Source organism: Inquilinus sp., from assembly GCF_057815775.1.
Map to the genome: position 1 here is coordinate 1 of NZ_JBYRFX010000999.1, position 12,505 is coordinate 12,505.

15 protein-coding genes and 1 pseudogene are annotated in these 12,505 nt (G+C 64.1%); all 16 read right to left on the reverse strand.

Annotation, left to right across the window (positions count from 1 at the left end; all coding sequences use genetic code 11):
* Positions 1 to 1,280, reverse strand: a 1,280-nt coding sequence (locus AC3XYG_RS35720; RefSeq protein WP_489144653.1) for a phage tail tip lysozyme, incomplete at its 3' end; no start/stop codon positions are given.
* 3 nt (positions 1,281 to 1,283) lie between these two features.
* Positions 1,284 to 1,706: a hypothetical protein gene (locus tag AC3XYG_RS35725; RefSeq protein WP_489144654.1), complete on the reverse strand. Its 423-nt coding sequence runs from the start codon at positions 1,704 to 1,706 to the stop codon at positions 1,284 to 1,286.
* Positions 1,707 to 1,731: 25 nt separating this feature from the next.
* Positions 1,732 to 3,852, reverse strand: coding sequence for a phage tail protein (locus tag AC3XYG_RS35730; protein WP_489144655.1), 2,121 nt, complete (start codon positions 3,850 to 3,852; stop codon positions 1,732 to 1,734).
* A gap of 3 nt (positions 3,853 to 3,855) precedes the next feature.
* Positions 3,856 to 4,485 carry a phage connector family protein gene (locus AC3XYG_RS35735; RefSeq protein ID WP_489144656.1) on the reverse strand — a complete coding sequence of 210 codons (630 nt, stop codon included), beginning with the start codon at positions 4,483 to 4,485 and terminating at the stop codon, positions 3,856 to 3,858.
* A gap of 42 nt (positions 4,486 to 4,527) precedes the next feature.
* A complete protein-coding gene (locus AC3XYG_RS35740; RefSeq protein WP_489144657.1) occupies positions 4,528 to 5,436 on the reverse strand; it encodes a hypothetical protein in 909 nt (302 codons plus the stop codon).
* Between the two features lie 3 nt (positions 5,437 to 5,439).
* Positions 5,440 to 5,730, reverse strand: coding sequence for a hypothetical protein (locus tag AC3XYG_RS35745; RefSeq protein WP_489144658.1), 291 nt, complete (start codon positions 5,728 to 5,730; stop codon positions 5,440 to 5,442).
* 57 nt (positions 5,731 to 5,787) lie between these two features.
* A complete protein-coding gene (locus tag AC3XYG_RS35750; protein WP_489144659.1) occupies positions 5,788 to 6,267 on the reverse strand; it encodes a hypothetical protein in 480 nt (159 codons plus the stop codon).
* Between the two features lie 12 nt (positions 6,268 to 6,279).
* Positions 6,280 to 6,768 (reverse strand): hypothetical protein, encoded by a 489-nt coding sequence (locus tag AC3XYG_RS35755; RefSeq protein ID WP_489144660.1) that lies wholly within the window; start codon positions 6,766 to 6,768, stop codon positions 6,280 to 6,282.
* A gap of 27 nt (positions 6,769 to 6,795) precedes the next feature.
* Positions 6,796 to 7,248, reverse strand: a complete 453-nt coding sequence (locus AC3XYG_RS35760) for a Bbp16 family capsid cement protein (protein ID WP_489144661.1) — start codon at positions 7,246 to 7,248, stop codon at positions 6,796 to 6,798.
* Positions 7,249 to 7,270: 22 nt separating this feature from the next.
* Positions 7,271 to 8,260, reverse strand: a complete 990-nt coding sequence (locus AC3XYG_RS35765) for a major capsid protein (protein ID WP_489144662.1) — start codon at positions 8,258 to 8,260, stop codon at positions 7,271 to 7,273.
* Positions 8,261 to 8,262: 2 nt separating this feature from the next.
* The gene (locus tag AC3XYG_RS35770; protein ID WP_489144663.1) at positions 8,263 to 8,898 is read right to left on the reverse strand and encodes a hypothetical protein; all 636 of its coding nucleotides are present in this window, start codon (positions 8,896 to 8,898) and stop codon (positions 8,263 to 8,265) included.
* 128 nt (positions 8,899 to 9,026) lie between these two features.
* Positions 9,027 to 9,302: a hypothetical protein gene (locus AC3XYG_RS35775; protein WP_489144664.1), complete on the reverse strand. Its 276-nt coding sequence runs from the start codon at positions 9,300 to 9,302 to the stop codon at positions 9,027 to 9,029.
* Positions 9,299 to 10,909, reverse strand: coding sequence for a portal protein (locus AC3XYG_RS35780; protein ID WP_489144665.1), 1,611 nt, complete (start codon positions 10,907 to 10,909; stop codon positions 9,299 to 9,301). Before AC3XYG_RS35780 ends, AC3XYG_RS35775 begins: the two co-directional genes overlap by 4 nt.
* A complete protein-coding gene (locus tag AC3XYG_RS35785) occupies positions 10,909 to 11,118 on the reverse strand; it encodes a hypothetical protein (protein WP_489144666.1) in 210 nt (69 codons plus the stop codon). Before AC3XYG_RS35785 ends, AC3XYG_RS35780 begins: the two co-directional genes overlap by 1 nt.
* Positions 11,096 to 11,587 (reverse strand): hypothetical protein, encoded by a 492-nt coding sequence (locus tag AC3XYG_RS35790; RefSeq protein ID WP_489144667.1) that lies wholly within the window; start codon positions 11,585 to 11,587, stop codon positions 11,096 to 11,098. The genes AC3XYG_RS35785 and AC3XYG_RS35790 overlap by 23 nt, the downstream gene beginning before the upstream one ends.
* Positions 11,584 to 12,505, reverse strand: a pseudogene (locus tag AC3XYG_RS35795) (hypothetical protein); the annotation flags it as partial. The gene AC3XYG_RS35790 and the pseudogene AC3XYG_RS35795, both read right to left, overlap by 4 nt.

Below are 12,505 nucleotides of genomic sequence, written 5' to 3' on the forward strand. Positions count from 1 at the left end.
TCGAGCTGGGTCTGGAAGTCGTTGACCGGCTTGCCGCGCGCTGACGCGAACTCCCGCATCGCGCTCAGCCGTTCCAGCCGGTGACCGGCGACGCCAAGCCCGGTATTGTTGTCGTGCACCGCGTTGGGGTTTAGCCCGCTTTCGTGGATCAGATTGCCGACGATGCCCTGCGCCTGCGCCTTGCTCCAGCCTTTCGAGGTGAAGAAGTCGACCGCGGTGGAGGCGGCCTGCGGCGGCGAGTTGAACCCGCGATCGGTCTTGTAGCGATCAATCCATGCCGCGGATTCGGCCAGCGGCGCGCGCGACAGGAAATTCAGATCCTGCGAATGCTGCAGGTCGGCCAGAAACGATGCCGCCTGGGCCTGGCCGCCGAACCGCTTGTAGCGGTCGATCGTCTCGTCGATCCGGGTCTGCGGGATCGGGATGCCGCCCTTCTTGGCTGACAGCAGCGACTGCGCCTCCAGATCGACTTCCGACAGGCCCTGCTTGCGCTCGGCATCCCACGCATGGACGTCAGCGCGCAGCCGGGAGCCCAGCGTCAGCCGCTGCTCCGGCGACAGTTTCAGGTTCTCGTTTCGGGTCAGGTCGTCGATGTGCTTCGTCGCGGCCAGCGGTCCTTCGGCCTCGAAGGTCGACTTGATGCCCGTGCGCGCCGCGTAAACGGTGGCGGTGGATTCCAGATTGGCGATGCGCTGATCAGCTACCTCCGGTACGATGAACTGGCTGGTAACGCCGGTCGCCACCACGTTCCGATATTTCTCGATCTTGAGTTGGCCTTGCGGCGTGTTGAGCGTGCCGGCCATCGCCGCGCTCTGCACATCGTTTGCCGCCATGTCCTCCAACGTCGTCCAGCTTTTCTTGCTGTCCGCTTCAGTCTTGACCCGGGTCTCGTTGAGGATGGACGAAAACGCCGAATTGCCGCCCGAGCCGATCGTCGCACGAACGTGGTTGACAGCCCACGGCTCGACCGCGGCCAGCTTGCCTTCCGCATAGCCGCTCCATGCCGCGTCAAAACCTTTCGGGTCGTTGGCGAACTGGTTGCGCATCTCGATCTGCTTGCGCTGGATCTCGACGTCCTGGTCACTGAGGTAGCCGACCTGTGCCTTGTGCTCCGCGACCTTGAGATAGTCGCCGCCGGCCTTGGCCAGCTTCTCGCCCGAGTTGGCGATCTGCGACCACGAATTCGCATTGTACAGCGCGTCGCCGCTGACGCCGCCGGGCGCCTGCGCCAGGACAGGAGCGCCGTTGTTGAGGCCGGGCAGACCTGTGCCGGTTGCCATGCGTCAAGACCTTCCGTATTTGAAAGCCGCGCCGGCGACCGTCTCCGCCGCGCCGAGATTGGCGGCGAGCAGCGACGACGAGGCCTTCTTGGCCGACAGGATCGATGCCCGGCTGGCGAGATCGGCCTTGGCCGCATAGTTGGCTTTCGACGCAAAGATATCGTCCTCCGATCGGCTGATCGTGGAATCGTAGATCGCCATCGCGGTCGGCGAGCCGGAACCGACGCCTCTTCCGGCGCGGATCGCCTGGATGGTTTCGAGGTTCGATGTCAGGTCGCGGCGGCGTGCGGTCTCATCCTGCAGCGCAGCGGTCTTTGCCGCCTTAGCCTGCTCGGCATATTGCTGCGACTCGAACTCGGCTGCTGCGGCCTTCTGGCCACCGGCCATGAGCTGGCCGCCCACCGATGCGGCGGTGCCGATGATCATTGCAGGAAGTGCGAGTGCTGCCATGTCAGAAAGCCACGATTGTCTTGATTGCGAGGATCTTGAGCGGAAGCGGATCGGCCTGCGTAATCGTCACCGTTGGCTCGCGCGACCAGCCCATGAACTGGAAACGCTGCGGACCGTTCTTCAGCGGCGGCGGTAGCGAGATGTCGTCCGTCAACTGATATGCGGACAGCGAGCGGCCGTTCGCGGCGAAGCGCGCCGACGTCAGCACATGCACATAACACTCGACGATCCGCATGAAGTCGCCGGCCATCGGCCCTTCCGGACCGGGGATGACTGGCGGCAGGATCTCCGTGGTTGACGTGTAGTACAGCCCGACCGTGTACGGCCCTGCCGGGAAGGTGCGCAGCGTGACCGGCCATTCGCCGAGATGGTAATCCGGTGTCACCACGTTGACGTCGGTGTCGCCGTACTGCGTGGGCACGCCGGCATCCAGCAGGGCTTCGGTGGCGTACTGCACCGCGCAATCGACCGTGATGTCCTGGTCGAACAGCTCGAGAATGTATTTGGTCTGGTTGTCGATGGTGCGCGCGACCGCGGCGTAGAGATCGCCCGCGATCGAGCAAACCGACAGGTACTCGCCATCCGTCGTCCATGGCGTGAAGTTGCGGATCTTCTGCACCTCGACGAGCTGAAGCACGGCGATCGAGCCATCCGAGTTGCGCAGCACCGCATAGCGCTCGGGATCGCCGTTGAAGTTGCTGGTGACGGCAAGCCGGTCCGGCGTCTCGATCAGGTGCGGCGACAGTAGCGAGATTTCGTCAGCGTCCCACAGCGCCGAGGTATTGCCGGTCTGGCGTGCCTTGATGACCAGCGAGCCCGAAACCATGATGGCGCCGGAGTCGAACGGCTGCACCTGGGCGGTCGCGTTGATCGGCCACGGCGAGCCGAACGGCTGGAACGAGATCGAGGAGGCGCGGAACGGGTTGTTCGGACCTTCCGTCACGTAGTAGGGGCCGCGATCTGTCAGCACCAGCAGTTGCTCTGCCGACATCAATTGCACGATCTTCGATGCGCCGGCGTCGCCGATCGACTCGATGATCGCGTCCGCATCCCCGCCGGTGCCGACGTTGAAGTTGTAGAGGTCGTTGATCGCCGACGCGATCAGATAACTCGGTGCCGCCGGATGGCCGCCGAACAGCAGGCGGTTGCGGTGGATTTCGATGCATGCCGGATAGCCGTAGACCGGGCCGAACAATTGCTCGTCCCAATCTTCCACGGCTGCGGCCGCTGCAGCCGCTACCGCCGAGATATTGGTCGATGCGCTCGGTCCGACCAGCGGCTCGGCCTGAAATGCCGTCAAGCCATCGATGATAACGACCGTCAAATGGGTGCCGTCGGGTACGCCAGTCACCTGTCCGCGCGCGCCGGAGGTGGAGCCCTCGACGACGTCGCTTACCAAGAAGCCCGTTGAGCTCGACACTGTCAGCGTCTGTGTCCCCGGCAGATTTTCGATAACGGTTGCCGTGACGTGCGTACTGTCCGTGTAGCCAGTGATCAGCATCGTCTTGCCGAGATAGCGGATGTACTGGCCGACATGCGCCGCGACGAACACCGCCGCACTGGCGGTGAGCGTGACAGAACCCGTGGTCGCGGATGGCTGGAGCGTAACCGTCGGCGCTGCTATCTTGAGATAGGGCTGCTCGGGCCTCGATCCAGATCCTATGGAAAACGTAAAATCGGTCCGCGCCCAGGTTGCCGCGCCCGTGCGCTCGATCCGCTGGGTCTTCATCGAAGTGTGCGTCAGGAAAATAACGTTTCCGCGCTGGACCCAATCCATCTCCTTGTAGATCGTGCCGGTCCACGGCGCGCTGGTGAGCGAGCCCGCCGCCGTCAGATGCCCGGTATCGACGTCGCGGACGTAGGCGTGCATCGCGCCCGCGGTGAACGACAGCACATATTGCGTGGTCTGGTTGACGACGAATTCGGCGAGGACGGGGTCGGTGCCGAGCTGGGCTTCCCACCACGAGCCGGGACGACGCACATGGCCGCCGCCGATCAGCATCCGTCGGTTAAGCAGCGTCTTGGCGCCGTTCTGATACTGGTCGGTATCCTGACGCATCGCAACTTCCGGCGCGAGTTCTCCCGCCGAGAAGCTGGTCTGCAGGGATTTGCGTCGCGCCATGGGTCACCCCCAACGCCACGAGCGAGGCCAATTGCTTGTCAGGCCGCCACGCGCCCGTAGCGTTGGCGAGATCATGGGGTCGCGCGGGGTTTGTGACTGGCTGTCGCGGTTGCGGGCGCGCGCGAAGGATTCGCCGGCCGCCTTGTCGCGCTCGTCCGCTTGGTTGTAGCGTTCACCGACGCCGCGCAGCAGGATGGCTTCCCAGCGCCTGATCATGCCCTCGCGGAACCACGCCGGCCATTGGCTTTCCGGCACCCGCCAAATGTAGTGCAGGAACACCTCGCCGCTCGCCGGTGCGTCACACAAGATCTTGTCGCCATGCACCGCGTAATCGATTGGGGTGCCGTTCACCATGACGGTGCGGATGTCGAGGAAATCGGTCGGCAGTTGATAGGCTGCGGTCCACGGCTCCGGCGGATCGCCGAGCACGTCGGGGTCGATCCGATCAAGCTGCTCGATCTTGGTGGCCTGTTTCCACGGATACAGCGCCAGCTCGGACTTGACCGAGTCCTCGTAATTGTTGAGGGCAATCTGGGCGACCGGGCCGCCATCCGTCAGGACCGCGGTAATCGGCTCATTCCCGGTGCGCGTCGCGGCGGCATTGATGACGGAAAGATCGGAGATCGTGGTCATGGCCCACCGTGCGGCGGGCGGCCCCGCTGCGGCAACGCACGGCTAATCCTGGGTGACGATCAGCGAGATCGTGAACACTTCGGCATTTCCCGGAGTGTAGGCTCCCCTCGCCTCGACCACACCGTAGAGGATCTGGGCAACTGCCTTGAACGGCAGATAGCCGCGCGCGTTGTCCGCCGCGCCCGTGCCCCAGGCCACGTCTGAAAACCCCGTCATTGCCGTAATATCGAGGTAGCCGACGTAGCCCTTCGCGCTTGCAACCACGACGGTCGATATCGCCGAATTGTCGCCGGCGCTGGTAAACGTCGGGATGGTGTCGAACAGGTGCAGCCGGAACGCCGCGTTGGTAGCACTTGCGGTAGATTTCTGGATTCGCGCGCCCATGACGCGGCCGGTGCCGCCGGAGATGCGCGCCGCAGTGGTGAACTGCAGGGCCGCAACAGACCCGGCCGTCACCGAGTTTGCCACCAGATCGCCCGACGCATAGGCCGTTGTATCGGCTGGGCGGGTGATGGTGGATGATGCCGCAACGATAACGGTGACGCCGGGCGAAACAGGGAACGGAGTTTGATCGCTCGCCATCGCAATGGCGAGGCTGGCTGTCATGGCCTTCTGGCCTAGCGTCGCCGGCAGTTTGCCGCTGATCGCAGTGTCCAGCGTTTCGAGACCGTCGACGAAGCCATTCAGCGAGGTCGCGAGGGTTTCCAGACCATCGACAGCCCCGAAGATCGTGGTGAGCTTGCCATCGATCGACGAGAGCGACGTGTTGCCGGTGGTCTGGTTCGCGGCGGTTGCCACGCCGGTGACGACGACGCCGCCGTTCAGCTTTGCCCAGATGCCCTTGAGCAGCGAGACGGAGGTCCATGCCGACGTCGAGTCGGTCGCGGCAGAGTCATCCGGCATTCCGATCCCGGACCTGTTATCGCGATAGATCTTGGGATCAAAAACCATGGATCATGCCTCGGCTATCGCCGCGAGATCGACATAGACTGCGGTGGCAGTGGTGATCAAAAATCGGTAAGTGCCCGCAGGCAAATTTACGGTCGCATAGCCGGCCGCGGTGAATGCAGTCAGGCATGTGACGTAGGTCGTGGCGTCCGCCGCGAGGCGCTGAAGCGCGACGTTTCCGCCACCGAACGTCGCCGTGACCGTGACGCCGTACAGACCAGACGGCAGCGTGAATGCTGCCGTGGTCGCTGCGATGTTGCTGTAGATTGCGTTATTGCCGCGGAGAAAGTTGACCATTTCCGTTCGATCCTCTTGAGGCCGAACGGCGGTTCGATCCCCGCTCGCCCATTGTGGTTAGGCCGGGATGACCGACGCGTTCTGATCCAGCAGCTTGTATTCGCAATAGAACGTGATCGCGCCGGCGGTCATCGAGTTGGTGGCGACGGTGGCGATGATGTTGGTGTTGTAGACCGGATTCCAATTCAAGGCGGCGGCGCTGAAGACTTCGGACTTGACGGTCGGCGAGGTGTCGCCAGCCCAAACCGCGCCAGTCGGAAAGTTGGTGCCGTCCGCTGTCGTGGCGGCCAGCAGCGCGCCGGTATTGCCGGTGACGCCGATGGCGAGGGTGCCGTTGGTGCCCGTCGAGGTCAGGGCGGTTTGTACCGTGGCGAACACCCTGGCGAGGATCAGGCCCTGCACCGTGAACAGCGTAACCGGGGACGCGGCGGTCGTGAACGTTGTCGCCGCCGCCGTGACGACCTTGGTCGCGATGCGCGGCAAGACCCGAACAATGGCATTCAGATCCTGCTTGGACATATAGCCGAAATCCGGCATGGCAGCCTCCGGTTACTTGTGGTCGGCGGAGGTGTCGGCTTTCGCCTCTACCTTGCTGGGGGCAGCCGGAGCAACGGCCGGCTTCGGCGATGCAGTGGCGGCGGGATCGGCCTTGGCCTTCTTCGGGTCCGGCTTCAGCGCTTCGTCCAGCGCCTTGGCATCCTGATCGGCGCGCTCGCGGCGGGCTTCGACCAGATCGGCAGTGCGCTCGGGGTTGGCGGGATCGGCAGAAACCGCAGAGGTCTGGCCGGGAGGCCCAGCGACGCGGGGCATGCCGGGCTGACGCGCCAGCGGGCTGTGAAGCATCGCCGCGCGGGGCGGCAGATCGCGCGACACGCCGTAGTGCGGCCGGGCACCGTCATAGCGCGCCTTGCGCTCCTCGGCGACCTGCTCGACCGGGGTCATGTGCTTGCTCGGCGCGCCTTCCCACTCGACGATTGCGCCAGCCTCGAAATACTTGTTGTCGAGGAAATGTGCCTCGTCGACCCGATAGCGTGCCATGTTGCAGTCCTTTTCAAGAGGCAGCGATTACTCGACGCCGGTCGTGAAGCCGCCGGCGGTTGCGTAGAAGTCATCGACGTTCAGCACCAGGCCGGCCGTGAAGGCACCGGTGGTCAGGTTGCCGTTGGCCGCAGTGTAGCGAATGCCGATGTAGCGCTCGTAGTTGGCGATCGGCAGCGGCGCGAAGAACTTGGTGCCGGCCGCCGTCAGCGCGGCGAAGGTGGTGATGGTTGCCACCGTGGTCGCCGAGGACATCGACGTGTTGTCGTCGGTTTCGACCGTAACGGCGATCGTGGTGTCCGAGCTGGAATCCGTGAAGGCGGTGTCGACCGACACGAAGATGTAGATCGGCTTGCCGTTGCCGACCCGCCGGCCAAGGTTGCCCGAGAACAGCGGCGCGGTGTCGATGATGTTCGTCGAGCCGGCCGTCGCGGTGACGGCCTGCGCGTCGGAGAACAAGAGGTTGTTGTCGATCAGCATGGCTATGGTTCCTGTTCTCGGCTCAGTTGACCGTCGACTCGGTGCGGAGGAGCTGGTCGACAATGCGGATCGGGATGCCGTCGAAATCGGTCTTCGGCTTTCCTTCTTCCTGACCGACGGTCAGGTAGACGTTCGGTCGGTTCATGGCCTGGATGCGGAGCATCGTGCGCACGGTGCGCGGCACATAGAACTTGAGGTTGACGCCCTCGCTTTTCGGGATCTTGTCGACCGCGACCGCCATCAGCTCGAGGATGTCGGCGGCGCCGGTTTCGGCGATCAGGTTGGAGACGTCGATGTTGGCGATGCGGACGGCATAGCGCCAATCGCGCACGACGATGCCGCACTTCCACTGATACCAGTCCATGTAGGCGCGGAAACGGTTGTTCGACGAGTCGAAGGCGTCCTGCAGCCCGAGGTCTTCGTGCTGGATGCCCATGGTCGACCCCTTCGGGTAGATACCGTGGACCGTGTTTTCGCCCCAGCCGATCAGCCAGATCGAGCAGTTGTCGGTGCCGACGCCGCCGCCGTCGATGATGTTTTCCTTGTTCAGCGCGGTGGTGTCGTCGCTGAAGCGGGTGGCGAGGCCGGTGAACTCTTCCGGCGCGGTGCCGACGTTGCCGTAGAACAGCTTGGAGGCGAAGGTCTGCGCCATCGATTCCAGGAACGGCGCGTTTTCCGAGGCGCGGAAGGCGGCGGTGTTGCCGTTGAGCATGGCGAGATCGCGGTCGATCTGGCCGCGGCCCTCCATCATGGAGACGCCTTCATCGACCTGTACGGTGGTCGACTTCGAGGGCGGGACGCCCTGATTGATCTGCCGGAAGTAAATCGTCGGCAAGCCGGTCCGGATCGTGGTGCGGTGTCCGGTCTCGAGGTTGCCCTGCACCCACGGAATGTCCTCGAGGATGCTGTTCTGCTGCGAAAGCACCTCGGCGATCGCACCAATGTTTCCATTCGGATCGACGCGGGTCTTATAGTCCAGCAGCGTGAGTGCGGTTCCTACGACGGTAGCCATGGTCAGGCGCTCCTAGCGCTAGCGGGCGGAAGCCCTGATGGAAGATTCGGGTACATCCGTTCGGCGACGGATTTCGGGGCGGGAGTTGGCTCCCGTGGCGGCTGCTGTCCGGGGACGAAGCCGGTCGCCTTGGCGATGATCTTCTCGAGGAAGGTCACGGTCTCGGCGTCGGTCGCATAGACGCGGGCCGCCTCGTATTCTTCCGCGGAAAGCTCGTTGCGATCTTTCATCCCTCGGAGCCAGTTGCCGACCGCCGTCTTCCGCTCGTTGGCATTGGCGCCAAGCTTGGCGTCGGCCGCGGCAATCCGGGTCTGCTCGGCGGCGTGCGCGGCGATCTGTTGCTGCGCATCGAGGGCCACGAGCTCGTTGACGGTCTCCTGATCCCAGCCGCGTTTGATCGCCATCTCGCGGATGACGGGCACGCGGGGATCGCTCTCGTTGATCTTGAGGTCCATGCCCTCCGGTACCTTGATGGTGTCCGGCAGCTTGACCTCGAATTTGATATCCTCGGGCTTGCGCGCGGCGAGCGCGGCCTGGCGCGCGGCCTCGGTCTCCTGAAAGGTTTTCAGCTCGGAATAATGCTGGCCGAACTCCGGCTTGATGGTGTTGGCCGCCGGATCCCAATGCGTCTCCGGCAACCACTCCGGACGCGCAACAACCGCGGAGGGTGCCGGCGGCGCAGGTGTGGGCGTCGGAGAAGGAGCCACCGGCGGGGTTGCCGCCGGTGCAGGTTGGGAGGAGGGAGGCGTCTGGGCAACAGGGTCGGTCATACAGCCTTCGGGTTCTGGTTCGCTGCGGCTTTCAGGCCGCGTTCACAAGCGGTCTCAAGTTCGCGCACAAAATGCTGGTTATCGATTCTGACCTGCAACGCACGGTCCGGGGCCAGTTGGTTAAACGGGCTGTCGAAATGCTTCTTGCGCAGCAGGGTCAGCAGCTTCTTTCCGGCGTTGGTCGTGAACACATCGGCGCACGTCGCATCTAATTCGCTGTCGGGGCGCGGCGGCACCGGCGCCGACAAAGCGTTCCAGCTCGCGTCGCTCATTGCGGAATGCCCCCGGTCAGCGCGCCGAGGCCGGGCGGGGCGATACCGCCGGGCTTGCCGGCTGTGACGCCGTTCTCCAGCACCGGCAGGAATTTCTTGATGGCGGCGTCGATGTCGCTCGCGTTGCGGATGATCTTGTCCTCGATGCCCATGTCCTTGCCCTGGGCCTTGGCGTATTCGATCAGGTCGATCACGATCATGCCGACCTGCGGGCCGAACCGGCCGACGATCAGTTCGGCGAACTTGTCACGGCGAACGACGGCTTCCTGCTCCTGTGCCCGCAACAGCGGCGATATCGGCTGCAGCGCGACATCACGGCCCTCGAGCTGCACCTTCGGGAGTTCACCGCGCTGTCCGAGCAGATAGGCGAAACGGCGGAACAGCGGATATTGCAGTTCGTGCACCAGCGTGGTCGCCGGCGTGCCCATGCGTCGCGCGCGCTCGGCGGCTTCATCCGCCCATTGCGTGGCGCTCGGCGGGGTCTTGCCCTGCTGTTCGGGGCGATCCTGATAGTGCGCGCGGCGGATCATCGAGCGGCATTCGTCGATCTCGAACACCTGGACGTCGAAGCGGGCCTTGCTCTCCATCGGCTCGGGTGCATCCGAGCCCGGCGCGCGCGGGATCCACATGCCGGGGGTGACGCCGTTGTCGACATTCATCACGCCGTCGTCGACATAGGACGTCACGGGATCGACGTGCTTGTCGTAATTCTTCAAGGATGTGAAGCGGACGTGGTTGAGCGTCTTGATCTCGGGCAGCGTGCGATAGGTCGGACCGCAGCCCCAGGCCGTGGTCGAGTCGCGGCCCCAGCGCGCCGCGATGAACGGGCAAGAGCCCGGTCCCTTGTAATCCTTGTGGTAGAGGCGCTTGCCGCCGGCCTCGACGACGTAATGATAATGCTCGTCGCCCTTCTCTTTCCAATTCCGCCAGCAGCCGTCGGTGACGTCGTACTCAGGATCGGAGTCGTCATCGGGCGCCGGTCCAAGCTTTGCCAGATCGGCATCCGGCCACAGCGTCTTGATCTCGGATCGGAACATGCGCTTGTGCTTGCGGAAGTAGCCGTCGACATAGCCATACGGCCCACGGGTCAGCAGCATCTCCGGCGCCGGGATTGCCTCGCAGTGAAACGGCTTGGTCGATCCGATATCGGTGACCTGCAGCACCATCGTGCCGGGACCGAGATCGAGATAGGCCTCCTGCAGCGCCATATAGACGTTCGATGCGCCCATTGCGGAGAACACGACACGCTGATAGGCCTCCAGCTTGTCGCTGATCTTGTTGAGGTCGCCGCTATCCAGCTTCTCGACCGGCTGCGCCGTCACCCAGTTGTTCTTCTGCGGGGTGAAGGTGTTGAGCATGTCGGCGGCAAAATCCTCCAGCACAATTCCGGCGGTGCCGTCGAAGATGATGTCGATGTCGGGATTGACCTGGCTTTGGTTGAACGAGTGCCGCCACGGCATGGTGTAGCGGTAGCAGTCGGCGATGCGGGCCTGGTGCTTGCTGCGATCCTGTTCCGCGCGCGACACCAGCCGCAGCATTTCCTTGATCAGGGGATCGTCCTGCTCGCCGGAGGCCTTCGGCGGCGCCTTGAAGGGGACCGTCGCCATTACGATGATCCGAGCAGCGATGTGCCGCTGCCGAATGAGCCGAGCAGCGAGCGCACGCCGCTTCGGCGGCCGCGCAGCAGGGTTTCGTTCTGCAACTGATCCTGGGTCTCGCGCAGGTTCGATGCCTCGGCGCGCTTGCGCTCATCCTCCTGTTGCTGGGCAACCGCAGGATCTTGCTTGGGGACGTCAGGTTTGAACAGGCTCGCCATTCGGGCACGGTGGCGAAGATGGTTCGCCAGCAGCAACGCACGGCATCAGCACCGCCTCGGCGCCCTGATCCTGCAGGTAGCGCGCCAGCCCGAACGGCGTCACCGCCAACCCGCGGCAGCCGAGCAGCGCCTTGATCGCGCCGGTGCACCACCAGCCGAACGGGGTTTCGGTGCGGGATCGCTTCGCCACGACACGAAGCACCAGCGCCGACGAATCCAATAGCTGCTGAAACCGGCCACCGAACTCGTCGTCGCGATAGAGCAGGATCACGGTCCCGGTCCGCGTCGGATTGAAGTAAACCCAGCGCTCCTGATGATCGAACCACGCGCACGCCGCCACATGCCTATATCCGGGCCGCAGCAACCGTCCCCACCATGGCGCCCCATCGGCCTCCCCGAAAAACACCAGCCACAGCCGATCGATCACGAGATCAGGATCGCGCTTCGGGACCAGCCGCACCAGGCTCACCGCCCCGCCCCCATCCGCTGAAACGGATTATAGGGCCGGATCGTCTGCGTCGCCGGCTTGGTCTCGCGCGAGCCGGTGAGGAGTAGTTTACCCTCACCACCGCCCAGCAAGAGATACCCGAACGCATCCGCCGGGTCGGAATACTCGTCCTTCTCCGGCTCCTCGCAATAGCGCTCACCCGCGACCTTGAGCCGCCGATAATGCCAGCCGCCATCCAGCGCCGCGACCAGCGTCGAGCACGACGGCGAGACCTGCAGTGCCGGCCGCCCCTCGCTCATCCTTGTGAGCACCGCCTCGATCGACTGCAGCCGCACCGAAAACAAAATCGAGGGCGCTGCGCGGATCGGAAGCTGATTGCTGCGGAAAATCTGGAACGGCACCTGATCGTCGTTCTGGCCCTTGAAGTCGCCCGACGGGTCGCCCCAAATGCCGAACGAGAACCCGGTGAAATGCTGGGCGATCTCCCGCTTCAGCAGCGGCGCAAACGTCTTGGCGCCCATGTCGCGCCCGATCAATTCGTGGATCACGTACCAGGTGCCGCGCAGATACTGCGCAAAGATCGCGCACGGCCGCCGCCCGAAGTCACACCCGATGATGATGGGCACACCCGGGATCGGCTTGATCGGCTGGCGCGCCACATGCACCGCCCGATTGAAGTCCGGCAACACTGGCTTGCCATCCCGCCGCGGCGACACCCGGTTCAACACGTTGGCGTCGATCCACGACTTGGTCTTGCCCGCAATCGCGTTGAGATAATAATGCGGCTCGAGGAACTTCAAATTCTCGGCTTCAGGGTTCTCGACATAGGACGTCACCTCGCCCTCGCCGTCCTTCACCTCCTTTAATCCCGCCGGCTGCACGTAGAACGACCAGCTATCCGGCTTGATATGCGATTTGCGCTGCTCCTCCGAAAACCAG